This is a genomic window from Roseibium sp. MMSF_3412 (assembly GCF_030733265.1).
Lineage (GTDB): Bacteria > Pseudomonadota > Alphaproteobacteria > Rhizobiales > Stappiaceae > Roseibium.
On record NZ_JASHJI010000005.1, the window covers coordinates 105,747 to 129,378 of the forward strand.

The following is a 23,632-nucleotide window of genomic DNA, read 5'->3' on the forward strand; positions in this document are numbered from 1 at the left end:
TCCAGCCACTTTGCCTTGGACATCCGGGCAGGAAAAGGCAAGTCTTGATCCGAAACACAAAGGCATGGCGGTGGGTGCGCAGGATGATGAGGGACGAGTTTTTCGGAAATGATGACCAGCGCGCTGTTCTCAAACGCGGGCGCGCGATGGCGGAATTGCTCGGCAAAGATCCGAAATACAGCTACTACGGACGTACCGTCGGACTTGTCACACCGGATGATGGCGATCTTGATCAGCTCGCCGCGCTGGCAAAGGTTCAGGGCAATTCGAATTACGCTGCCGTTTCCCTGTCCGAAACGGAGGCAGTTGAAGGCGCGTTGAGATCCCGCGGCCTTATACCGATGCACTACGCAAAGTGGGAAGGCGCGTCGCCTGTTCTTTCTGCTGCGCGTGCTGTCCTGGATGCATTTTCGCTGCCGGATGATCTCCACATTGCAAAGATCGATGCGTCAACCTCGGGACCACTGATGGCGTCGATGGCAGAACTGGCTCTGAGTTGCGGAGTTCTGCCGCCCAGCGGCGAGGTTTTGCGGGGACTGCTGAGGCCAGCAATCTGCCTCCTTGCGATCGACTCCGACGAAAACGTTGTATCCTGTGCATCATCCTGTGCGTTTGCGCATGAAAACCACTCAACGCTCGCGCATCAGGCCTGGTGGGGCATGCTGGCAACGGCCCCCGCACATCGCGGACGCCACCTCTCGCTGATTTTGGGTGCGCATGTGGTATTGGAGATGCACGGCAATTTTGGTTTCAGCAATTTCATGACAGGCGTGGAACCCGGCAACGCGCCGTCCGAAGCCGTTTGCGCCCGTATGGCCCTTGCCCCCGGGCCTCACGCGATCATCGGTTGTGCCGATCCGGACGCCCTGAGCGGCGGCCGGATGACCAAATAGACACCGCAGGGAGCAAGGCAGTCATCCGTCGCAGGTCTCTAATCAACCGGATCGATCACGAGAAGCAGGCGCGCTCCCCCACCGGCCGCCGGATCGGGAGAGCGGTGCAAGAGCCCGGTGCGTTCGTCCCCGGGCCAGGCACCGCCCCGGAAAAGGCCAACTGCACCGCGCTTGACCTTGCTGATTTGCCGAGCGTCCTCTTCCGCGCCCGCCGGAACATACTCCGTTCCCGCCCCGCGATAGGTGCACAACAGCCGCGCCGGTACGTTGTCGACGTGAAACTTCGGACACATGACCTCATCCGAAACATCGAGCCTGATCCGGACTTGCTGCACGTCGAGAGCTTTCGAAACGATCAGGGCCAGCGCACCGACATCGCCGGTGAGCATGTCCCGTTCCGGCGAAGGCGAGAGTTGAGCCTGTTCGCAGGCGGCAATCGCGGCGGCTTCGGCAAGATGGACGGGAACAACCGTGCGCAACTCCGGCAGCTGTTCCATCGGCAGGCTGTCAACCCAATCCTGAAAGTCTTGGTTGCAGGTTCGCGTCCAGATCGACGCTGCGATGCCAGGCCGGTTGATGTCTTCCAGAATTTCCGGCTCCCGCCCCATAAGAACATCGCGCGCGTGAAGCTGCGGCTGGTAGCTTGTCTGCGCCAGACTCATGCCGCTCTCTCCGCCAACCGATACTCCGGAAAGGGATCCGGCAGATTTTTGAACTGGCTGAGGTCATCGCCGTCTTCTTCGGCGATCAGGCATTCGTCGAGACGGCATTTCAGGGCCGGCCAGTCGATGCCGGCACCGATAAACACGATCTCCTGCCGCCGGTCGCCAAAGGGCTCAACCCAGTGCGACCTGGCATATTCGATGGCGCGCTGGTCCTGCGGCCAGCGGTTCGGCGGCACCGATGCCCACCATGTCCCGATCGGAGCGACGCCGGACAGGGCGCCTGCAAGCGAAAACTCCATAACAAACTGCGGACGGCTGCCGATCCAGAAATGACCCTTGGCCCGGATAACGCCGGGCAGAGCCCCGTTGAGAAGCCCATGGATCTTGTCCGGATAGAAGGGCCTGCGCGCACGATAGACGAAAGAGGCAACGCCATATTCCTCGGTTTCCGGTACATGGTCGGCAAAACCGTAAAGCTCCTTGGCCCACATCGGATGTTCATGCGCCTTTTCGAAATCGAACAGGCCCGTGTTCAGGATTTCCGCCGGCGCGACTTCGCTATAGTCGGTCTCAAGAATACGCGCATCCCCGTTCAGGCTGCGAATGATCTTCCGCGCCGCATCCACCTGACCGGACGTGGCCGCGCTGACCTTGTTCAGAACGACCACGTCGGAAAACTCGATCTGGTCTGTCAGAAGATGGACAAGCGTGCGCTCATCCTCTTCACCCAGCGTCTCTCCCCGGTCATGCAGGAAGTCATGGCTTGAAAAGTCCTTGAGCAGGTTAACCGCATCAACGACAGTGACCATCGTATCAAGGCGCGCAACGTCCGACAGGCTCTCGCCGTCCTCGTCCCGGAAGTCGAACGTCGCGGCAACGGGAAGCGGTTCGGAGATCCCCGTGGACTCGATCAGCAGGTAGTCGAACTTGCCTTCCTGCGACAGCCGGCGCACCTCTTGAAGGAGATCGTCCCGCAACGTGCAGCAGATGCAGCCATTGGACATCTCGACCAGCGTTTCGTCCGTGTGGCTGAGTTCCGCACCACCGGATCGCACAAGATCGGCGTCAATGTTGACCTCGGACATGTCGTTGACGATGACAGCGACCTTGAGATTGTCCCGGTTGTTCAGAACACGGTTGAGCAAGGTGGTCTTTCCCGCTCCGAGAAATCCGGAGAGAACGGTGACCGGCAAACGGGTATCTGGCATGGAAGCTCCTGGCTCGATATCAGTAATGTAATAACATTACTGGACAACATAGCCAGATTTGGATCTCGTACAAGTCACGTTTGCCGGGATTGGAAAACTGCGAAGCGGCCCGGTGGAAAACCACAGGGAATGACGTCTGCGACGAAACGCTTGTGGATGCAGCTTCCGAATTGCGCCACTGTGCCGTCGACCATGAAACAGGGTGAGCATCGCTACGGGAGCAAACCGCTTGGCAGACCTTTCGGACGAAGCAAATCTGATCATTTTCGACGCCGACTGCATCTTTTGCTCCGGCTTTGCCCGGTTCATGGCAAAGCATGACAAGCAGGCAGAATTCCGCTTTGTAAGCGCCCGATCCGACCTGGGACAAAGGCTGTATGTGAAACACGGCCTCGACCCCGATGCGCTAGAGACGAACATCGTGGTTCTGGATGGCCAGGCCTATACGAAAATGGCCTCGTTCGCCGCGTCCATGAGAAGCCTCGGCACACCCTGGTCGCTTCTTGCCATTGTGAACCTCTTGCCGGTTTCCCTGGCGAACTGGATCTACGACCGGATCGCGCGAAACCGCTATGCCTTCGGCAAAAGATCCTGTCCGCTCCCCTCCAGCGAACTGAAGGACCGGTTTATTGACTGACCGAACCGCTGCGGCTCTGACTTTCGCTTCCGGCACAGACGCCGATGATACGCCGTGCCTGTTTCATCGGGCACTCGGAGCGCGTTTCGATGACCTGCCGCAAGCCGTTCGCGACCTTCACACGATCACGGACGAGAAGCGTTGGCAGGGCCGCGCAAGCGTGACACGCGGAAAGTCGGGGATCGGCAGCCTGATCTGCCGCATCGTCGGGTTTCCTCCCGAAGCAGTCGACATTCCGGTCTCCGTGACGATCGAGCGCCGGGGCCACACGGAGGTCTGGTGCCGTGATTTCGGCGGCAACGCGTTCAAGTCCGTCCTGTGCCTGCGGGACACCGAACAACGCGGTCATATCACCGAACGTTTCGGTGTCATGGCCTTCGACATTGACCTGCAACTGGAGGACGGGCGGCTGCACTTTCCCGTCTCGCGTGGCCGGATCCTGGGGCTACCGATGCCAAGGGCGGTTCTACCGGTCAGTCAGGCAAGTGAATTCGAAACCGACGGCCATTTCCACTTCGACGTCCAGGTCTCCTTGCCGGGCGTTGGGGTTCTGGTGCGCTATCAGGGGCACCTGAGTCCGGTGCAATCTGACGTCTGATTGCAAGCGGCCGGGTAAATTACATTGTCTCTAGAGACAATTTCCTGTTTGACTTCAATAGCTTTTGCAACAATTCTGCATCCTCGACCCAACTCCCTGAATCAAATTGTGAACCGTTTCAACCGGAACTTCAGCCATGTCTGCCGTCTCTCGCCTGTCTGTCAATGTCAACGCCATTGCTATGCTGCGCAACAGGCGGGACCTGCCGTGGCCGAGCGTGACGGGGCTTGCCGCCATTGCGATGGAGGCCGGAGCAAAAGGCATCACGGTCCACCCGCGTCCCGACGAACGGCATATCCGCAAGGGCGACGTCTTTGATCTGGCCGAACTGATCGAGGATCGCTTCCCGAACAAGGAGCTGTGCCTTGAGGGATACCCATCCGAGGACTTTATGCGGCTTGTGGAAGAAGCAAGGCCTGAACAGGTCCTTTTCGTTCCGGACGACCCGGAGCAGTCGACCTCCGATCACGGGTGGGATTTCAGCGGTGACATCGGCCTTCTTGAGACGGCGATCGCAGCGTCAAAAGAATGGGCCATCAGCGTTTCCTTGTTCTGCGACCCTGATCCGGCTGTTCCCGAACATGCTGCACGGGTCGGTGCGGAACGGATCGAGATCTACACCGGCCCTTATGGAGCTTGTTACGATGACAAGGTCACGGCGGAACGGGAACTGGACCGCATCGCGCTGACGGCGTCCGCCGCCCGCGAATGCGGGCTCGGCGTGAATGCCGGTCACGACCTGACCGTTGAGAACATCCCCGCCCTCATTGCCAGGGCGCCGTTTATCCGGGAAATGTCGATCGGACACGGCTTTACCGCCGAAGCTCTGATTTACGGGTTTGCCGAGAGCGTCAAGAGGTTCCGCAAAGCAATGGGTGAAGTCTGAATGCCCGATGCGCTTGCCCGTCAGGTCGCCTTCCTGCTTGAAGCCGACAAACTGAAGGACGTCGTTCGTCTCAACCAGCTTGCCAGCGGCACGCGAAGGGAAGGTACGGCTGAGCATTGCTGGCACGTCATCCTCCAGACGCTGACTTTCGCGGATCACGCCCCGGACGGCACCGACATTCACCATGTGCTCAAGCTCCTGACCGTTCACGACCTCGTCGAGATCGATGCGGGAGATCACTGGGTGGACGACACCAACTACGAAGCCGTCAAGTCTCGGGAACACGCGGCGGCCGAACGCCTGTTCGCGCTGCTCCCGGAGACACAAGGGTCGGAATTCAAACATCTCTGGCTTGAATTTGAAGCCAATGAAACGGCCGAAGCGCGTTTTGCAAATGCGATGGACGCCCTCCATCCGATGGTTCTGGTGTTCGCATCGGGCCTTGATGACCCGACCCATGCTCCGATTTCCGTGGCTGACTTGCGCGAAACCAAGGAAGCCCGTCTCAGTCCCTTCCCGCAGCTCTGGGACTATGCCCAGAGCCTTCTGGATCAAGCCGTGAAAGCCGGCCGGCTGCTGCCTTGATCCGCTCCTCGACTGCCGCTTGAAGCGGTCCCGCCTGATAGAGGACTACCATAATGTCGTTTGAACTCTGGCTTGTTTTCATAGCCGTCTCTCTTTTACCTGCCATCAGTCCAGGCCCGGGCGTCATGCTCGCCATCAGCAACACGCTGCGCTTTGGAAGAAATGCGACACTTGCCTCGGCGACGGGCAATGCCGCAGGCCTCGTTATCATCGGCTATGCGGTTGCCTTCGGCTTCGGCGCGCTGATGGCGACGTCTGCACTGGCATTCACCGTGCTGAAATTCATCGGTGCGGCCTACCTGATCTATCTCGGTCTGAAGATCTGGCGCGACAAATCAGGCTTCCACGTAACTGACACCGGCCAGGCAATCGGCACGAGCGGGTGGAAACTGTTCCTGGAAGCTTTGCTTGTCTCCGTCACCAACCCGAAGGCGATCCTTGTGATCACCGCCCTCTTTCCGCAATTCATGCGTTCGGGAAGGATCGACCTGCTGGAAATCAGCATCCTGTCGTTCACCTATGCAATCCTGTGCTTTGCCAACCATGCGTTTATCGCTTTCGCCGGCGGACACCTGCGCCGGTTCCTGACGTCTGCGAACCGCGCAAGATGGGTCCGGCGCATCACCGGCGGCTTGTTTGTCGGTTTCGGGTCCGCGTTGGCGACCGCGAGCCGCTAGGGTGCGGACCCGTCAGAAATTCCCGGAAGGCCTCGGCTGCTGGCGACGGTAAACGGTCCCGCATCAGACAGCGCAACGCAACCTGCCCGAAATCTGCGCCCGGAAGGATATTCAAGAGCCTGCCGGGCGCAAGATCTTCTGCAACAGCCGCTCGCGTGACAAGGGCGAAACCAAGCCCTTTCCGCGCCATGGCGATGGCCGCATCGCGATTGTTGATCTCGATGACCTGTTCCGAGATGAGCTGGAACATTTGCCCGCTATCCGCATCCTCAATGTCGATCCTCTCAACGCCATAGGCTTTCAGAAACGGAAGAGAGATCACGCGTTTGACGCCGGCTTCGCTGCTGATCTGCGGAACGGTTCTGGCGACGGCAACCAGCGGCAGCTGCTCAAAACCAGGTTCGGTTCTGCCCGGTGGTGCGTAAGCGGCGCGCACTGCCATGTCGAAAGAACTTCCTTTCAGACCGGTGACCTGATCGTTGGCCTCGATTTTGAACGCGACCTCCGGATGCACCTGCTGAAACGACGCGATGCGATCCGGCAGCCAATGCGCCGCCAGTTCGACAGGAAGCGTGATTGAGATTTTTCCGGAGACAGGCCGGTCCTGTGCGACAGTGTCGAGGGCCTTGCGCGCCGCCGACAGCATTTCTGTCACTGCAGCGTAAAGCTCCACGCCCGTCTGCGTCAGTTGCAGCTTGCGCGTCGTCCGCACGGCCAGCGTCACGTCGAGTTCGTCTTCAAGATCGGACAGAGCTTCTGAAACAACCGGAACGGAAACGTTGAGTTGCTCTGCCGCTCCACGAATGGAGCCCGCTTCGGCAATCGCCGCGAAATAGGTCATGCGGCGCAGGGTCTGTGCGGACGGCAGATTATTTTTATTCGGCATAATCTAATATTCAATTCGTTTTTTCTACTCTACCGAATAATATCGATTGCACCCAGATTGCAAGCATTCTCACATTTGAAGGATGCACAACATGCTCACAACCTCTTTCAAGGCCACCCTCGCTGCGGGTTTTCTCGCAATCCTTTCTGCGGCAGCTGCTGCCGACGATCTGGACGTCGTCAAGTCATTCTATTCCGAACTGCTGACAACACCCGCCGACGTGACCGCCGACCAGGTGCGCTCTGTCGTCTCGGAAGACTGGGTATCTGTTCCGACGCCGCGTGGTGGCGCCGGTGCAGAAGGATTTCACAAGACGCTGAAAGGTTTCGGCGCGATCATTCCCGACCTGAAATGGGAGCCGCAGGAGATCCTTCAGGACGGCAACCGTTTCATCGTGCGCGGCAAGGCCACGGGAACGCCGCAGGGTGCGTTTTTCGGGATCGATCCGGCAACGGGCAAGAGCTTTGAAATCATGTCGATCGACATACACACGGTCGAAAGCGGAAAGATCGTGAAGTCTTACCACGTGGAAGAGTGGGCCACCGCAATTCGCCAGTTGAAGGCCGACTAGGCGAAATGCATCCGGCGGCCGCGCCAGATCGTGCGTGGCCGCCCGTTCCACAATCAGCTTTTGTCAGCTGCGCACTTTGCAGTCGAATGAGGTACCCTGCGGCCATTCCACCATGGCCTCGTCACCCTTGATCCAGAAAACGATACCGAAATTGCCGAGGTAGCGTGCGCCCGATCCCGTTGGTCCTTCGACAACAATTTCGGTGCTGTCGCCGCGTTCCAGACGTGCGGAAGGCGGTGTTGTCGGGAAATATGTTGCGACGATCTCGTCTGCCGGGTTGTCGTTGCACATGTAAAAGACCGGCTTCTGCCCCTCGATCAGCCCGTATTTCGCCGTGATCTCGGCAATTCTGAATTCGTAATCCGATTTGATGCAGGCCAGTTCATCTTCCGCTTTCCAGCATTCGTCGCGGCCCTTGATCCAGCCGCGCTGATACGCCTTGAACTCCTTGAGTGCTGTATCCTTGTCCGCAAAGGTTTCGATCGCCGCAACCGCCTTGCCGTAGACATCGGCAAGGCTCCGGTCGAGTTCTGCCAGATCCTCGTTGGAGCAGATCAGTTCTTCCGCCGAGCTTTCCGCCTTGGCGCAATCAAAGGCAGGCTCGGCGGCAAGGGATGCACCCGCTGGCAAAATCAAAGCGGCAAGAACGGGTCCCCAAAATGACAGGCGCATTTGTAAATCTCCTCCAATTGATCGGCATTTTCACACGTGCGGTTTTGCGGTCAATTGGCAGGTCTTACGAGACCTGATACCTGCCATGATCTCCAAGAACAGCGAAGCGTCCGGCGCGAGAGCAACCGTCACGCTATTTTGGCGCCGAGTAGATTTTGCCATGCCTCTCAAGCTGGGCCAACGCATCCGGCCAGGAGGGTATCTCGTCCGAAGCATAACTCCAGGTCGTTCCCGTCGCGATTTTCGGAAACGCCTTGATCGCCTTTCGATGTGCGCCTCGATAAAGAAAGCGCTTCATGGCCGTCTCGCTCTCCCAGACTGTCAGCGTGTGGTGAACACCATTGCGTTTGAGCACGTCGGTAAGAACATTGCCGTCTGCATCCCTGGCCTGGTTGTAGCTCGGCATGGCATGGCGCCAGAACAGGAAAACGTGGAGCCAGTTCTTCAGGCGCAAACCTGTGACGGATACATGATACCGAGCCATTTCATCCCTCCTGCGATGAGAAATCTACGCGTCACGCTCAGGACCGGATTGGCTGAAAGGGACAAGGCTCGCATCTGACAGACAGTGTTTTGAAAGGTGTTTCGATACGCCATCCTGCGCGGGGAGAATTCGAACAATTTTGACGTCGTGTTTAAACCCGTTTTTACAATCTCCAGTTTAAGTCAGGTCCTGTTTGGAGTATCTGATGTTTGCACTTTTCAACCCATGCTACGGCAAAATCGGCAGAAGGCACTGGTGGTTATCTCAGTTTGCAATTTTCTGTCTGGCGCTTGCTGGCCTGGCTGCCACAATTTTCCTCTTTGCAGATCTAACGGCGGAAGACGACGTCCGTAATCCAATGGAGAATGTCGGCCTGGCGGTGACGATCGTCGCGGCGATTTACATGAACCTGTGCACTTGCCTGAACAGGCTTCGCGATTCCGGCCGAACCGGGTTCTGGTATCTGAGTTTCCAGCTACCGACCGTCGGCACCGGCCTGATGTTTTACTTTTGCGGGATTGAAAAGGCGCCAGGCAGGTTCAGATCGGACAATCCTCGTCCACCTGAAGACGCTTTCGTTCCGGTCTATCGGCCACCTGCCCAGCCACGCACGCAGTACAACGTTCCACCGCCGAGAGAATTCGGCCGAAGAAACCGCAACGCCGTCTGAGCGGCCGTGTGAACTGGTCAAGACTTGCGCCGGGCCTCAGGCGGCTTCCGCACGCTTCATCTTCTGGTGCTCGTCCTCGACGAGACCGATCTTCCAGTAGCCGGAGATGTAGGTGTCCTTTTTTGGCACCTTGCGTTCGTTGTGAAGATAGTCCCGCAGCGACCGGATAACCGAACTCTCTCCGGCAATACAGGTCTGCAACACACCGCTGCGCCAGCCGATCGACTTGATGAAATCGACCTGAGCGGTTGACGCTACATGCGCATCTTCGTGGATAAGCCACGTGACATCGATGCCTTCCGGCGCGGCGATGTCGCGAATGTCATCCTCGCAAGGCACTTCAAAAACGGCAATCCCCTGCGCCGCCGCAGGCATGGCCTCAAGCGTCGCTTCGACAATCGGCATGGCGGAAAGGTCGGCTGCCAGGAGGTACCAGTCGGCGTAAAACTCGGCGACCTTGGTCTGGCTCGGACCGAAGAAACCGAGGAAGGAACCGGGCCGGGCCGCTTGCGCCCAGCGCGTTGCCGGACCTTCGTCACCGTGAACCACGAAATCGATGTCGAGTTCAAGCTTGTCGGGCCTGTGTGATCTCACGGTGTAGGTCCTGACGGGATGGACTTTTTCGTCGGGACCGTCCGGCGCGAAATAGGCTTCGAATTCCTCACGGGTCTCACCATCGCGCGGCAAAACCAGCTTGCAATTCGCCCCCTCGTGTTTCGGCGGGAACCCCTCCAGGGCTGGCCCGGCGAAGGTGACGCGGAGAAGATGCGGGCTGAGCTGACACGTCGATTGAACAGTCAGAAAGCGCGGGCGCCGCTTTAATCGCTTGAGCACGGAAGGACCTCCAAACATGAATAACGAACTCAAGATTTAATCGACAACCGGTCGTTTTTGAAGGGGGGATTGTTCGATCGTGTGAAACACACCGTAACGCGCGGACGTCCCGAACAAAAAAAGCCCGCCAAAAGGCGGGCTGAAAAGTGTTGGGAGATAATGGCAGGTTGATTGAGGAACACCTAGTCACCTGGATCTGAAGTTCGACTCATTTTGCAGCGGGTTTCGAACGAACTTCAGATTCAATAAGGTGACTAGCCAGTCCATGTCTCTAGTGCGGTTTACGAATTTGAAGTTCGCTTCAGAGACTGCTGGAGCAATGATGCGAACTTCAAATTCACCGCACTAGTTCCGGATGATCGGCTCTTTCAGATCTTCCGGCTTCTTGTCCTTGATGATTTCCCAGTTGAGCGTCGCATTCTTGATGTGACCTGGAACATCCTGTTCGAAGCGCTCCTGAACCTTCATGGAGTTGTTCAGGTAAAGCTTGCCATCGACGATCGACCAGGCTTCCGGGACAACCGGAACCTTGAAGCCCATGGCAGCACCGAACGCGCAGAAACCGCCATATTGCGGCGCATATTTTGCAGGCTCGGCGGCGAACTTGTCGCGGTTCTCGGCGGAAGAGAACTTCCAGGTCACGTCGTCATATTCAAACGTGTACTGGTCGGAACCGGCAACGGGCTTGCCTTCGGTGAAATAGGCGACCGGATCGGTGCCGCCAATGGCAGCGCCGCCTTTGGTGAAGGTGGTGATCTCGTCGGCGGAGGCCGTGAAGGCAGCTGCCGAAAACAGGGCGGTCAGGCCCAGAAGGACGGATTTGGAGGTGTAAAGCGGCATGGACGTCCCCACAAGAGTAAGAGAAGGCATTGCGCGCGGCGCGTTTTCGCACCGTGCTGGTGCAAACATGTCGCTTGACGCGGTAAATGACCAATAACCTTTGATCACAGAGACGAGCGCAGGCCGCCAGATTTTGTGACTTGACGTCATTTCACGTCCCCGGCTGACCGGAATGAGGCGACGGGTCGCGCGGTGCAACAAGGCCAAGCGCAAGCAAGATAGCCCTGTCGATCTCTGCCTGTGTGATTTCTGCGTCGGCAAAAACAAGCCTGAAGTAAACAAAGCCCAGCAGCAGGTCGATCCGCATGTCCATGTCGACTTCAAACGGCGTTGCAATAAGGATCTGGCGAAGGGCGAGCCGTTGTTCCGCCTCGGCGTTTTCAAGAACGGCCGCGAATTCCCTGTTTTGCCGATGAGCGAGAAGCGTTCGAAAAACAGACGCCAAACGAGTGCTCTGGAAAGCCTCGGCGAGATGCCCGAGATACCGCCTGAGATCGTCCGCGACGGAACTGCGAAGCGGAGCCACGGCCGCGATCAGCGCGATCCGGTCGCGGACGGCCGCCGCGACGAGCTGCTCTTTCGTCCGGTATCGTCTGTAGATGGCCTGCTTGCTTGTTCCGGCAGCCTTCGCGATCGCTGCAATCGTCGTCGCATCCACTCCCTTTGCCGCCACCTCGGCAAAAGCGACGTTAAGAAGCTTGTCGCTCAGCCTGTTCTCGATCGGGCGTCCCCGGCTTTTTTGATGTGTGGCAGGGGCCATTTTCTCGCGTTCTGCTCAATATTCGGTTCCAATTGGTACCGTATTTATCCCTTTTTTGCGAGATCCGGTTTGTTTTTCGTCCCGCTCGCGGGGATTACGGTCTAGAAGGAGGCCAACTGAAGCGGATCGACCGGTGGCAACACCGCGATTGACCGGCAGAACTTCCGGCGAATTTTTCGCCAAACAGAACGAGGACCAGATGTCAGTAGATACCGAGACGGTAAAGCGCGTCGCCCGCCTGGCGCGCATCAAGGTGAGCGAAGACGATGCCACGCGGATGACGGGCGAACTCAACGCGATCCTCGGCTTCGTCGAACAACTCGACGAAGTGAATATCGACGGTGTCGAACCGATGACTTCGGTTGTCGAGCAGACCATGAAAAAGCGCGTGGACGGGATAACCGACGGCAACAAGGCCGGCGACATCACGCTCAACGCACCGGCCTCTGAAGACAATTTCTTCATGGTTCCCAAAGTCGTCGAATAGGACCCGCGCCAGCATGACGCAGCCCGCGCCCACCATCACTGTCGAAACGCCCCTGTCGGATGACATGGGCGCAATGATCGGTGAGCTGAACACGCTGCTTCTGACGCTGTCACCGCCCGAGGCCTGCTATCACATGACGCCTGAGGACATGGCCGGAGATGCGACAACGGTCTTCGTTGCCCGCGTCGGCGGCAAGGCTGCGGCCTGTGGCGCCCTGCATCGCCACGATGGCGGTGTTGCCGAGGTCAAGCGCATGTATACCCGGCCCGCCTATCAGGGACACGGCATCGGCAGCAGGATCCTTGACGAGATCGTGCGTCTTGCCGAGTGCGAGGGCTATTCATCTATTGTTCTGGAAACAGGCGACCAACACCCGGCCGCATGGCGCATCTACGAGCGCGCCGGCTTCACGCGTTGCGGCCCGGTGCTCGACTACCCGGACAGCCCCTATTCCGTTTTTTATTCCCGGCCGCTTGCGGCCAGCCAAGAGACACATCAATGACCGACCTGACCAAACTGACCATTGCCGACGCCCGCGAAGGCCTGAAAAACAAGGACTATTCGTCTCTTGAACTGACCGACGCGTTCCTGTCGAACATCGAGGCGGCCAATGCACAGCTCAACGCCTATGTCGCGGTAACCCCGGACAAGGCCCGCGACATGGCGAAAGCGTCCGACGAGAAGCTCGCCAAGGGCGAAGGCGGGGCGCTGGAAGGCATTCCCCTCGGCATCAAGGATCTGTTCGCGACAAAAGGCGTGCACACCCAGGCCTGCAGCCATATCCTCGACAGTTTCAAGCCCGCCTACGAATCCACCGTCACCACCAACCTTTGGTCCGACGGCGCGGTGATGCTGGGCAAGCTCAACATGGACGAGTTCGCCATGGGCTCCTCCAACGAGACGTCCTATTACGGCGACGTCATCAACCCCTGGCGCAAGACCGGGTCCAACCAGGATCTCGTTCCCGGAGGGTCCTCCGGCGGCTCTGCAACGGCGGTCGCGGCACGCCTTTGCATGGGGGCTACCGCCACCGACACCGGCGGCTCGATCCGCCAGCCTGCTGCCTTCACCGGCACCGTCGGCATCAAACCGACCTATGGCCGCTGCTCGCGCTGGGGCATCGTTGCCTTTGCCTCCTCGCTCGATCAGGCCGGACCGATTGCGCATACGGTGCGTGACAGTGCGATCCTGCTGAAATCGATGGCCTCCGTCGACCCGAAAGACACGACCTCCGTCGATATCGAGGTTCCGGATTATGAAGCGGTCATCGGCAAGTCGGTCAAGGGCCTGAAGATCGGCATTCCCGCCGAGTATCGTTTGGATGGCATGCCCGCCGAGATCGAAGACCTCTGGCAGAAGGGCATCGCGTGGCTCAAGGATGCAGGCGCGGAAATCACCGAGATTTCCATGCCGCATACCAAATACGCCCTGCCCGCCTATTACATCGTTGCTCCGGCGGAGGCCTCGTCCAACCTCGCCCGCTATGACGGCGTGCGCTACGGCCTGCGCGTTCCGGGCAAGGACATTGTCGAGATGTATGAAAACACCCGTGCAGAAGGCTTCGGAGACGAGGTCAAGCGCCGCGTCCTGATCGGCACTTATGTTCTGTCCGCAGGTTACTATGACGCCTACTACCTGAAAGCCCAGAAGGTCCGCACGCTGATCAAGCGCGACTTCGATCTTGCGTGGCAGAACGGCGTCGATGCCATCCTTACCCCGGCAACGCCATCCGCTGCCTTTGGTGTCGCGGATCAGGAACTACACGCCGATCCGGTGAAGATGTATCTGAACGATATCTTCACGGTAACGGTGAACATGGCCGGACTTCCGGGCATTTCGGTTCCCGCCGGCCTCGACAAGGACGGCCTGCCGCTCGGCCTTCAGCTCATCGGCAAGCCGTTTGATGAGGCGACGCTGTTCCAGGTCGGGCAGGTCATCGAAGATGCCGCCGGCTCCTTCGAACCGCAGAAATGGTGGGGCTGAGCACTTAGGAAAGTTGCACCTTTTCGCCGTCCCGGACCTGATCCTGGACCAGAAGACCGCGGCTTGCAAACAAGGCCCCGGCTAAAAGGCCGGGCCAGCATTGGGGACAGGGATAACGTCAATTCCCTTCTGTTCGCTTTGATGATTGGTGACCTGAATGCATGACATCGAAACAGTCGTCATCGGCGCAGGCGTTGTCGGCCTTGCGATTGCACGCGCTCTGGCGATCGCCGGGCGCGAGGTCATGGTGCTGGAGCGTCATGGGCTGATCGGGTCCGAAACGAGCGCCCGAAATTCCGAGGTCATCCACGCCGGTATCTACTACCCGCCGGGCAGCCTGAAGGCAAAACTGTGCCTCCCCGGCAAGCATCTTCTCTATCAGTTCTGCGACGAGAACGGCATTGCTTACAAGAAGACCGGCAAACTGATCGTCGCCTCGAACGAGAACCAGTTGCCGGAACTGGAACGTCTTCATGCGCAGGCCGAGGCAACCGGCCTGCACGATCTCGAAGTCTACGACGCGAAGAAACTGAAGGAGGTCGAGCCGGCGCTTGACTGCATCAGCGCGCTCTATTCGCCATCGACCGGCATCATCGACAGCCACGGCTATATGCTGGCGCTTCAGGGACATCTGGAAGCCCATGGCGGTCAGGTCGTGCTCGGCAGCAGTGTTGACCGGATTGAAAAGACGCCGGAGGGCTATGCGATAGAGGTGACAAGCGCTGACGGCGACAGCATGGCCCTCACCTGCCGCGAGCTTGTCATCTCCGCCGGACACGCCGCGCCAGGCCTCGCCGCAAACCTGCCGGGCGCAAACCCGCCGAAGGCTTATCTTGCCAAGGGCAACTACTTCAAGCTTCAGGGCAAGGCGCCGCTGTCACGGCTGGTCTATCCCGTTCCCGAACCCGGAGGCTCCGGTGTGCACATCACGCTCGACCTTCAGGGCCAGGCCCGTTTCGGGCCGGATGTGGAGTGGATCGAGCGCATCAACTACGACGTCGATCCGGCGCGCGGAGAGAAGTTCTATGCCGCGATCCGCAGCTACTGGCCCGGGCTTCCGGACAATTCCCTCGTTCCGGACTATTGCGGTATCCGCCCCAAGATCGTCGGCCCCGGCGAACCGGCAGCCGACTTCCGCATCGACGGACCGGAAACACACGAACTGGAAGGCCTTGTCGCGCTCTATGGTATCGAGTCACCGGGTCTCACATCGTCTCTCGCGATCGGAAATGACGTTCTCGAACGCTTGAGTTAATGCACCCGAGCATTTTCCGCTTCCAGGATTTCATCTGCATCGAGCGTGGAAATCGGCAGCCTCGTGTCGGTCGGCACGTCGCCTGAAAGCTGCAGCGCCAGGTAACGGCCGCAGCAGACACGAAGGAAACTGGTGAAATTGCCGAGATCGTGCCCGGCATCGATGCTTTCGTGATGCAGCCGTGTGATCAGCTGGACGACATTCATACCGTCCCGCGCCGCAATCTCGTCCAGTACGTTCCAGAAGAAGGTTTCCAGCCTGACGCTGGTCACCATGCCGTCGATACGCAGCGACTTCGTGCTGCTCTCCCACAACGCGGGATCAGCTTCGATAAAGAGTTTGCACATGGCGTCCTCCCTTCTTACTTGCCGGCTCATTCAGCCTTGGTGCTCCAATATAAGGCTTCTCGGCAGATGGCCAACCGGCCGGGTAAAGGCCTGCCCCTCGTCCGCTTCAAAGCGGCAATGCTCCGGATCCTCGGCCATCCTTCGAGACGCGCCGCCGCGCTCCTCAGGATGAAGTCGTAAGGCAATCTAAGCCCGGTGATCATCCCGTTAAAGCCGGGATAACAAGGCTGCGCGCAGCAAGAGAAAAATCGGCCAGTTTCACCTAACCTCATCCTGAGGAGGACCGTCAGGTCCGTCTCGAAGGATCGGTCGGAATATCGTGCCTGAACCCAGTCCGATCAGGCTGCGAGCGAGCCGGCTGCCGCACCGCCAAGCACGGCGTTGAACTGCGCCAGCCAGGCAGGGTGAGCCGGCCAGGCCGGGGCTGTGACAAGATTGCCGTCGGTTACAGCCGCATCGACGGCAATCTCGGCGTAAGTGGCACCGGCAAGTTCCACTTCCGGACGGCAGGCAGGATAGGCCGAAACGGTACGTCCCTCGATGACCCTGGCCGCCGTCAGGATCTGCGCGCCGTGGCAGATCGCGGCAACCGGTTTGTCAGCGGTCATGAAATGGCTGACGGCGGCAATCACGTCGGCATCGAGCCTGAGATATTCCGGAGCACGCCCGCCCGGGATCACAAGGGCGTCGTACGCGGTGACGTCGATATCGGCGAATGTCGCGTTCAGCGTGAAGTTATGGCCGCGCTTTTCGGTATAGGTCTGGTCGCCCTCGAAGTCATGAATACAGGTCGCGACCGCCTCGCCGGACTTCTTGCCCGGGCAGACGGCATCGACCTGATACCCCATCGCAAGAAGCGCCTGGAACGGCACCATCGTCTCGTAGTCCTCGGTGAAATCACCCGTGATCATCAGGATCTTGGCACTCATCTCGTATCCTCCCGGAGCCTTGAAAACCAATGTGTGCGAAAGCTAGCAGGCAAAGGGATTGAACGGGTATTAGGCGAGTACTACAGGGATTTTTTTCTGAATTGTGCCAGAGAAAGTGTGGGGATTGCCCCCAAGATCACGTCTGGGACGACAGCTGAAATGAACTGATAGAACATCCTGCTTCGCCGTCATCCCGGACGCAACGCTGCGGGGTTCCGGATGACGCCGGTGGGTGAGGTCCGGTCTGCGACAGGAGCACGGCAAAGGCCACACCCTCATCCTGAAAAAGACCGCCAAATCTCTCCCGAATGCGCGGGCCATCCTTCGAAACGCACTACCGCGCGCCTCAGGATGAGGCAGTCGGGCACTCCGCCACCCTCCACTGTCATCCCGGACGCAGCGCTGCGGAGATCCGGGAGCATTCGTTTCCAGATGCTGATTTTTTTGCAGTAGAAGGTCCTGCCTATCATAAACTTAGGCTGGCGTTTCGTCGCGATGTGGATTGGATCCCGGATTAAATCCAGGATGAAACGGGAACCGGAAACATCAGCCAATGCGCAGCAGGTACAGTCCTATCTTGCCTATCGTTCGAGGCGGGACTCTCAGGAATAAGGCTGAGCACCACACGCTCTGATGGGCTGCCAACCTTAGCGGCCTCATTCTGAGCAAACGGGCAGGCGTTGTCTCGAAGGATGGCGACGAAAACGTTCTCACCCCGCCGCCGAAAAAACTCATTTCTCCCTTGACCCGCCCTTTCCACGATGCCATAACGCTCGCCGAACCGTACCGTACGGTTCCGTTGATTTCAGCTTCCCTCAAGCCAAGACAAAGCACATGCCCGCTGCCGCATATGACATCGCCACTTCCCGCCCGGACGCCGCGCCCGAATTTTCGCCGCGCCAGCAGGTGGTGCTGCAGCATGCGTTGACGCTTCTGGTCGAGGGCGGTGAAAAGGCGCTGACGACCGCCGGTCTGGCACGCACCGCAAGCTGCTCCAAGGAAAGCCTCTACAAGTGGTTCGGCGACCGTGACGGTCTGCTCGCCGCAGTCGTTGCCTACCAGGCCAGCCAGGTGCAGTTCCCCTCCGAGACCGGCGCAACGGCCGATGCCGCAACTTTCCGCGCTCATGTCACGGCCTTTGTGGAGGCCCTGCTCGGCGTTCTCTTTTCGGAGACCTCGCTTGCCCTCAACCGCCTGTCCATCGGCCAGTCCAACACCAATTCGAACCGGCTCGGCCACCTGCTGCTGGTGCGCGGCAAGCACATGATTTCGGCCCGTGCACGCACCATGCTGGAAAGCGGGCGCCGGCACGGCCTTTTGAAATTCGACGATGCCGAAGACGCCTATCAGGTGCTCTACGGCCTTGCGATCCGCGACGTTCACATCCGGCTCCTTCTCGGCGAAAACGCAAGTCCCGCCGAAAAGGATCTGGCATCCCAGGCGGAGAATGCCGTCGACCGCTTTTACCGGCTGTTCGGGGCCTGACCCCGGCTGTCGGCCGACTGGAGACCACCAGCCAACGAAGACCGGACATCAACTCCGGCTCCAACCATGAAGAACGAGAATGCAAACGGGAGAAAGGAACCCATGCGCGTTTATTACGATCGTGACGCAGATATCAATCTGATCAAGTCCAAGAAAGTCGCCATCATCGGTTACGGCTCGCAGGGCCGCGCCCATGCCATGAACCTGAAAGACAGCGGCGTGCCGGACATTGCCGTTGCTCTGCGCGAAGGCTCCACCACGGCGCTGAAGGCCGAAGCCGACGGCTTCAAGGTCATGACCGTTGCCGAGGCAGCTGCCTGGGCCGACCTGATGATGATGGCAACGCCGGATGAACTGCAGGCTGACATCTACAAGGACCACATCGCCGCAAACATCCGTGATGGCGCTGCGATTGCCTTCGCGCACGGGCTCAACGTTCATTTCGGCCTGATCGAGCCGAAAGCCTCCGTCGACGTTCTGATGGTCGCACCGAAGGGCCCGGGCCACACCGTGCGCGGTGAATACGAAAAAGGCGGCGGTGTGCCGTGCCTGGTCGCTGTCCATCAGGATGCCTCCGGCAACGCCCTCGACCTCGGTCTCTCCTACGCCAGCGGCGTCGGCGGCGGCCGGTCCGGCATCATTGAAACCACCTTCCAGGAAGAGTGTGAAACCGACCTCTTCGGTGAACAGGCTGTTCTGTGCGGCGGTCTGGTCGAACTGATCCGCGCCGGCTTCGAAACCCTCGTGGAAGCCGGCTACGCGCCGGAAATGGCCTATTTCGAGTGCCTGCACGAAGTGAAGCTGATCGTCGACCTGATCTACGAAGGCGGCATCGCCAACATGAACTACTCCATCTCCAACACGGCTGAATGGGGCGAGTATGTCACGGGTCCGCGCATCGTCACCGACGAAACCAAAGCGGAAATGAAGCGTGTCCTGAAGGACATCCAGACCGGCAAGTTCACCTCCGAGTGGATGCAGGAATACCGTGCGGGCGCGGCCAAGTTCAAGGCAACGCGCCGCCTCAACGACGGCCACCAGATCGAGGAAGTCGGCGAAAAGCTGCGCGGCATGATGCCGTGGATCAAGTCCAACGCGCTGGTCGACAAGACCAAGAACTAAGCGTTGATCTGAACATCAGAACGGAAAGGCCGGGCAGCAACGCCCGGCCTTTTCTTTTGGCTGATCGCAGGTTTGCAGACCTCTTCAGAGTTGTCGAGTAGCTATGTCTCCCCGAGGCGTTCCAGGGCCTTGGCCGCAAGCAGGTTGCCTTGTTCCGCCGCGATCTTGTAAAGCCCCTTCGCGCGTTCAAGGTCCGCGTTCAGGAATTTTCCTTCTTCCAGCAACACGGCCATGTAATAGGTGCCGTCAGTATCATTCTGGGCAACGGCGGCCTTCAGCAACTCCAGTCCCGTGAGCCTGTCCTGCTCGACCCCCAGGCCGTGAAGCAGCATCCAGCCGACATTGGCCTTGCCGCTGCTGAAACCGCGATCGAGAGCTTCCCGGAAGAGCCGGATTGCTTCCTGATAGTCCTGCTCCACACCCTCTCCGTCACGGTAGAGAAGACCAAGCGCGGTCAGCGCGTAAGTGTCACCTGCTTCAATGGCGGCGTTATAGAGCGAGATGGCGCGGGCATAGTCGCGGTCGACAAAAAGGCCGTTCTGGAACATCCAGCCAAGGTTGTTGAGGGATACGGCGCTGCCGAGATCCGCAGCCTTTGAATAGTGCCTGTGAGCCAATTCATAATCGACTGTCCCGCCGTGCCCGAGCATGAAAAAATTTCCCAACGCGGTGTTTGCGGGCATCGGAACCTGTTCGAGCGCCTTCCGGTAATAGGCCAGGCCGCGCTGCGCGTCTTTTTCAACGCCAAGTCCTTCGACAAAGGCCCTGCCGAGCGCCATCCAGGCATAGGCGTTGTCCCTGTTGTCGCTGCCCTGAAACACGTCCACTGCAAATTTCAGCTTCTGTTCGCCAAAATGCTCTGCATTGTCGAGATACAGAAGTGACAGCACGAAATCCGCCCGCCGATTTCCCAGGTCTTTCGATTTCAGATACCAGCGCTCTGCAGCATCAAGATCCTTCTTGACGCCTTTTCCATGACGCAAATGCCACGCGACGGTTTCGGCGGATTTCGCCAGGCCGGCTTCCGCAGCCCTGACCTGATAGCTGAAAGCGGTTTCCAGCGAGTGGTTTTCGATCATGCGATTTCGATGCAGCCATCCGATCGCATCCAGCGCTTCGATATTTCCAAAACGTGCGGACTTCTCGAACCACGCGAGAGCCTTTTGTGGATCATAATCGTCGCTGGCCTCGTTGCTGCTATGAAACAGTCCAAGTTCGAAAGCCGCCCGATCGTCCCCCAGGACGGCAAGATCTTCCAGCACCGATTTGCCCTCGGTCGGATCAACGCTCGGATCAAGGCCTCGCAAGAGAGTCGACGCCAGCCAATAGCGGCCCTCGTCGCTCTGCTCGGCCGCCCGGCGAAACCATTTTAGGGCAATCGCGGCGTTTTGGTCGGCGACTGGCTGGCCCTTCAGATGTCCTGAAGCGTAAAGTTCTCCCAACCCCATTTGCGCTGTAAAATGTCCTCCGGTGGCGGCATTCTCCAGATGGCGCAGAATTTCAGCATGTGTTTGTGGCGTATCCACAGCCGTGTCGATAAGAAATTCGGCGAATGCCAGATGCGCGGCCGGCAGAGGAGTCGTGGAAATCTCGATGCTGCGGCGCAGATGCGCTTCCGCCTTGTCCTGATCCGCAGGAAAAATGATCCCGTTCGCGTAAGCGAGCCCGAGAAAAAGCTCCCGCACCGCCGCATGGCTCGGATCTTCCCGGTCCGTGGCTGATGTGCTGATCAGTTGGGACAGCGGGCCGATGGCCGAAAGGGGAGCGGATGCGGCAATCGATTTGAGTTCGTCGAGACTGGCAAAAAAATCCGCCCCGTCGACTTTTCCGAGGATCTGCATTCGCGCCCACTTGACCGTAGCATCCAGATTGCCGTCGTCCGCGGCAATTCGAAAAAGGTCGGAGGCCTTTTCCAGGTCCAGGTGCGCCGGGTCGCTCGACAACACCTCAGCCGCCGCATAGGCAGCTTCGGCATCGCCGAGTTCACCGGCCCGGACCATCCAATGGAAGGCTTTTTCGGGATCAGGGTCCAGCCAGCCATTGTCGCCGTACCCCTCAAGGAGACGCTGCGCCGCGTAGATCTTGCCTCCCTCGTCAGCGAACTCATAGCTGCGGACTGCCATTTCCCGATCCACAGGCCCTCCAAGGCCCTCTTCATCCATGTAGCCGAGATATTCAGCCGCGACGTAATACCCATTCTCGGTCGCCCGTTGAAAGTACTCTCGCGCCAGCACATCGTCTTCGTCCGCCCATTCCCCGTGAAAGTGGGCGAGCCCCAGATACGTCGGCGCGTTGTCCAAACCGGCTTCGTCTGCCTGCAGGAAGTACTGCATCGCCTTTTGGAAATCGTGGTCGCTCCAATCCGTCCGCGTGTAAAGGTAGCCGAGATCGACCAGCGCCGCCTCGTTTCCTTCTTCAAGCGCTTGCAGGTAAAGCTCTTTCGCCTTTTCGAAACTTTGCTCGACAACTTCGCCATCAGCGTAATAGTCGCCGAGCAACAACAGGGCATCCGTGCCGCCGAGATCAATGCCCCTGTGAAAAAGACGCAGCGCTTCGGTTGTATCTCTGGCAACCCCGTCACCTTCGTCATACATTTCGGCAAGAACGAGGATGGCCCCGCCATAGTCATCATTTGCCGCGCGCTCCAGCATACGACGCCCGCGATGGATATCCTGTTCAACTCCATTAATGCCATGGACAAGCGCATATCCGAGCTCGGTGAGGGCAAAGGTCTGTCCCTCACCGGCAGCTTCCTCAAACAGGTCTCGGGCGCGCTCAAGGTCACGGTCGACACCGTTTCCGGTCTGATAAAGCCAGGCCAGGAAGGCTTTTGCCCTGGGATAGCCCCCGGCATCGATTGCCTTTTGATAATGAAGCGCAGCCTTCGCATAGTCCTGCTCGACACCGCCGCCGTGTTCAAATGCCAGGCCGAGAGACACATGGGCATAGGGATACTGGAGTCCGATCGCCTCCCGGAACAAAGAGACAGCGCGTTCCTGATCCTTTTCAACCCCTTTTCCCAGATAGGACATCGTACCGAGGTGATGCCGGCCTCGTCCCGAACCCTCGTCCGCAGCTTTACGGTAGAATTCCACCGCCATTGCAGCGTCAGGTGTGCCGAGCACCCCCCTTTCATGCATCAGACCGAGATTGACCAGAGCATTCAGGCTGCCCGCACCGGCAGCTTCTTCATAGAGGCGCTTGGCCTTGTGCGGATTTTTGCTCGTTCCGCGTCCGTTTTCGTAAAGCCAGCCGAGCGCGGAAGTCGCCTCCACAACACCACCGCGACTGGCCCACTGTATCCAGAAGAAGGCTTGCCCGTCGTGCTGGCGAAGGCCTCTGCCGTTGAGATAGAGATAACCGAGGCGCAGCCCGCTCCAGCTGTCACCAAAGTCTGCGCCCTGCTGATAGAAGTCGACGGCTTTCGCCAGATCTGTCTCGCCGGCAAGCCCCGTTTCGTAGTAATACCCCAGCTGCGACTTGGCCCAGGGAAAACCAAGCGCTTCCGAACGCTGGAAATAAGCGAAGGCCCTTTCGTAGTCAGGTTCCCAGAGCTCTTCGTTTTCGTAGGCAAGTCCCAGGCGATAAAGATCCTCCGGGTCTTGCGCAACTTCGCGGGAAAGCAGCTCGTCGAGCTCTTGCGCATCCGGCAAACTTCCGAAATGGGATGGACCGCCATCCGTGCCGCCCAAAAAAAATGACGTGTTTCCATGATCACGCCACGACGGTTCGCGATCCAGCTCGCCCAACTCACCGGCAGCATGAGAATCCGCTGACAGGATGCACAAGCCCAAAATCAAACTGAAAAGAAGTCTCATTGCCCAACCAAATTGCCCAGCGTATCGCCTTGGCGAACGCGCAACCACAGATTGGCAAAATTTCATATATGCTCGAAGGGGTCCAGTGCGAAAACAACGGGCTGACCATTGGGCAGACCGATTGCTTTTGTTTTTTTTTCGACTTTTTCGAAAAATTTTCACAAACTGCGCGAAAGGTCCGTGTTTCGCAGATTGAATTCAGAAATTCTTAATGCAGGCATGTCTGTGTGGGGGTCTGCACGCTTTCCGGTGGATATGTTTTTATTAAAATCCACACCCCTACAATTTGATGAAAATCTCTTAACCAGCCCTAACAGCATCTAAAAACATTTCAAACTAG

25 protein-coding genes are annotated in these 23,632 nt (G+C 58.7%); 14 read left to right on the forward strand and 11 right to left on the reverse strand.

All coding sequences use genetic code 11. The features are described from left to right. Positions 1–44 precede the first annotated feature (44 nt). Positions 45–893 carry a hypothetical protein gene (locus RBB49_RS11275; protein WP_306142884.1) on the forward strand — a complete coding sequence of 283 codons (849 nt, stop codon included), beginning with the start codon at positions 45–47 and terminating at the stop codon, positions 891–893. Between the two features lie 38 nt (positions 894–931). Here RBB49_RS11275 and RBB49_RS11280 read toward each other — a convergent pair whose 3' ends face one another. After that, positions 932–1,555, reverse strand: coding sequence for a DUF1826 domain-containing protein (locus RBB49_RS11280; RefSeq protein WP_306142885.1), 624 nt, complete (start codon positions 1,553–1,555; stop codon positions 932–934). Further along, the gene (locus tag RBB49_RS11285) at positions 1,552–2,766 is read right to left on the reverse strand and encodes a GTP-binding protein (RefSeq protein WP_306142886.1); all 1,215 of its coding nucleotides are present in this window, start codon (positions 2,764–2,766) and stop codon (positions 1,552–1,554) included. Before RBB49_RS11285 ends, RBB49_RS11280 begins: the two co-directional genes overlap by 4 nt. 229 nt (positions 2,767–2,995) lie before the next feature. On the opposite strand from RBB49_RS11285, the gene RBB49_RS11290 reads away from it, so the two are divergent. The 5 genes from RBB49_RS11290 to RBB49_RS11310 all read left to right on the forward strand — a co-directional run bounded on the left by RBB49_RS11290 (position 2,996) and on the right by RBB49_RS11310 (position 6,149). After that, positions 2,996–3,403: a thiol-disulfide oxidoreductase DCC family protein gene (locus RBB49_RS11290; RefSeq protein ID WP_306142887.1), complete on the forward strand. Its 408-nt coding sequence runs from the start codon at positions 2,996–2,998 to the stop codon at positions 3,401–3,403. After that, positions 3,396–4,001 (forward strand): DUF4166 domain-containing protein, encoded by a 606-nt coding sequence (locus RBB49_RS11295; RefSeq protein ID WP_306142888.1) that lies wholly within the window; start codon positions 3,396–3,398, stop codon positions 3,999–4,001. The genes RBB49_RS11290 and RBB49_RS11295 overlap by 8 nt, the downstream gene beginning before the upstream one ends. Positions 4,002–4,137: 136 nt before the next feature. Then, on the forward strand, positions 4,138–4,887 hold the full coding sequence (locus tag RBB49_RS11300) for a pyridoxine 5'-phosphate synthase (RefSeq protein ID WP_306142889.1): 750 nt from the start codon (positions 4,138–4,140) through the stop codon (positions 4,885–4,887). Continuing rightward, positions 4,888–5,472 carry an HD family hydrolase gene (locus tag RBB49_RS11305; RefSeq protein WP_306142890.1) on the forward strand — a complete coding sequence of 195 codons (585 nt, stop codon included), beginning with the start codon at positions 4,888–4,890 and terminating at the stop codon, positions 5,470–5,472. Positions 5,473–5,525: 53 nt separating this feature from the next. Then, complete coding sequence (locus RBB49_RS11310; RefSeq protein ID WP_306142891.1) at positions 5,526–6,149, forward strand: LysE family translocator; 624 nt, start codon at positions 5,526–5,528, stop codon at positions 6,147–6,149. Here RBB49_RS11310 and RBB49_RS11315 read toward each other — a convergent pair. Continuing rightward, positions 6,094–7,035 carry a LysR family transcriptional regulator gene (locus RBB49_RS11315; RefSeq protein ID WP_306142892.1) on the reverse strand — a complete coding sequence of 314 codons (942 nt, stop codon included), beginning with the start codon at positions 7,033–7,035 and terminating at the stop codon, positions 6,094–6,096. The two genes, RBB49_RS11310 and RBB49_RS11315, sit on opposite strands and share 56 nt — an antisense overlap. A gap of 91 nt (positions 7,036–7,126) precedes the next feature. On the opposite strand from RBB49_RS11315, the gene RBB49_RS11320 reads away from it, so the two are divergent. Then, entirely contained in the window at positions 7,127–7,606 is a 480-nt protein-coding gene (locus RBB49_RS11320) for an ester cyclase (protein ID WP_306142893.1), read from the forward strand. Between the two features lie 63 nt (positions 7,607–7,669). On the opposite strand, the gene RBB49_RS11325 is transcribed toward RBB49_RS11320, so the two are convergent. Continuing rightward, entirely contained in the window at positions 7,670–8,278 is a 609-nt protein-coding gene (locus RBB49_RS11325) for an MliC family protein (protein WP_306142894.1), read from the reverse strand. Positions 8,279–8,411: 133 nt separating this feature from the next. Next, positions 8,412–8,762: a DUF3291 domain-containing protein gene (locus tag RBB49_RS11330; protein WP_306142895.1), complete on the reverse strand. Its 351-nt coding sequence runs from the start codon at positions 8,760–8,762 to the stop codon at positions 8,412–8,414. A 205-nt stretch (positions 8,763–8,967) separates the two neighbouring features. Here RBB49_RS11330 and RBB49_RS11335 point away from each other — a divergent pair, with 205 nt between their 5' ends. Then, positions 8,968–9,432, forward strand: coding sequence for a DUF805 domain-containing protein (locus RBB49_RS11335; RefSeq protein ID WP_306142896.1), 465 nt, complete (start codon positions 8,968–8,970; stop codon positions 9,430–9,432). Positions 9,433–9,468: 36 nt separating this feature from the next. Here the strand turns inward: RBB49_RS11335 and RBB49_RS11340 are convergent, their stop codons facing one another. The 3 genes from RBB49_RS11340 to RBB49_RS11350 all read right to left on the reverse strand — a co-directional run bounded on the left by RBB49_RS11340 (position 9,469) and on the right by RBB49_RS11350 (position 11,866). Beyond that, positions 9,469–10,266, reverse strand: a complete 798-nt coding sequence (locus RBB49_RS11340; RefSeq protein WP_306142897.1) for a siderophore-interacting protein — start codon at positions 10,264–10,266, stop codon at positions 9,469–9,471. A 345-nt stretch (positions 10,267–10,611) separates the two neighbouring features. Further along, positions 10,612–11,106 (reverse strand): YHS domain-containing (seleno)protein, encoded by a 495-nt coding sequence (locus RBB49_RS11345; RefSeq protein WP_306142898.1) that lies wholly within the window; start codon positions 11,104–11,106, stop codon positions 10,612–10,614. Between the two features lie 151 nt (positions 11,107–11,257). Continuing rightward, positions 11,258–11,866, reverse strand: coding sequence for a TetR-like C-terminal domain-containing protein (locus RBB49_RS11350; RefSeq protein WP_306142899.1), 609 nt, complete (start codon positions 11,864–11,866; stop codon positions 11,258–11,260). Between the two features lie 199 nt (positions 11,867–12,065). Here RBB49_RS11350 and gatC point away from each other — a divergent pair, with 199 nt between their 5' ends. From gatC to RBB49_RS11370, 4 genes are all read left to right on the forward strand, one after another. Continuing rightward, entirely contained in the window at positions 12,066–12,353 is a 288-nt protein-coding gene (gene gatC, locus RBB49_RS11355; protein ID WP_306142900.1) for an Asp-tRNA(Asn)/Glu-tRNA(Gln) amidotransferase subunit GatC, read from the forward strand. 13 nt (positions 12,354–12,366) lie between these two features. After that, positions 12,367–12,855, forward strand: a complete 489-nt coding sequence (locus RBB49_RS11360) for a GNAT family N-acetyltransferase (protein WP_306142901.1) — start codon at positions 12,367–12,369, stop codon at positions 12,853–12,855. Continuing rightward, positions 12,852–14,336, forward strand: a complete 1,485-nt coding sequence (gene gatA, locus RBB49_RS11365) for an Asp-tRNA(Asn)/Glu-tRNA(Gln) amidotransferase subunit GatA (protein WP_306142902.1) — start codon at positions 12,852–12,854, stop codon at positions 14,334–14,336. The genes RBB49_RS11360 and gatA overlap by 4 nt, the downstream gene beginning before the upstream one ends. Positions 14,337–14,493: 157 nt before the next feature. Continuing rightward, positions 14,494–15,591 (forward strand): NAD(P)/FAD-dependent oxidoreductase, encoded by a 1,098-nt coding sequence (locus tag RBB49_RS11370; protein WP_306142904.1) that lies wholly within the window; start codon positions 14,494–14,496, stop codon positions 15,589–15,591. On the opposite strand, the gene RBB49_RS11375 is transcribed toward RBB49_RS11370, so the two are convergent. Then, entirely contained in the window at positions 15,588–15,938 is a 351-nt protein-coding gene (locus tag RBB49_RS11375) for a ribbon-helix-helix domain-containing protein (protein WP_306142905.1), read from the reverse strand. The two genes, RBB49_RS11370 and RBB49_RS11375, sit on opposite strands and share 4 nt — an antisense overlap. A gap of 338 nt (positions 15,939–16,276) precedes the next feature. After that, positions 16,277–16,867: a DJ-1/PfpI family protein gene (locus tag RBB49_RS11380; RefSeq protein WP_306142906.1), complete on the reverse strand. Its 591-nt coding sequence runs from the start codon at positions 16,865–16,867 to the stop codon at positions 16,277–16,279. A gap of 834 nt (positions 16,868–17,701) precedes the next feature. Here RBB49_RS11380 and RBB49_RS11385 point away from each other — a divergent pair. Together RBB49_RS11385 and ilvC are read left to right on the forward strand one after the other, a co-directional pair. Then, positions 17,702–18,352: a TetR/AcrR family transcriptional regulator gene (locus RBB49_RS11385; protein WP_306142907.1), complete on the forward strand. Its 651-nt coding sequence runs from the start codon at positions 17,702–17,704 to the stop codon at positions 18,350–18,352. A gap of 102 nt (positions 18,353–18,454) precedes the next feature. After that, positions 18,455–19,474 carry a ketol-acid reductoisomerase gene (ilvC, locus tag RBB49_RS11390; protein ID WP_306142908.1) on the forward strand — a complete coding sequence of 340 codons (1,020 nt, stop codon included), beginning with the start codon at positions 18,455–18,457 and terminating at the stop codon, positions 19,472–19,474. A 101-nt stretch (positions 19,475–19,575) separates the two neighbouring features. Here the strand turns inward: ilvC and RBB49_RS11395 are convergent, their stop codons facing one another. Further along, positions 19,576–23,127 (reverse strand): tetratricopeptide repeat protein, encoded by a 3,552-nt coding sequence (locus RBB49_RS11395; protein ID WP_306142909.1) that lies wholly within the window; start codon positions 23,125–23,127, stop codon positions 19,576–19,578. Between the last annotated feature and the right edge of the window lie 505 nt (positions 23,128–23,632).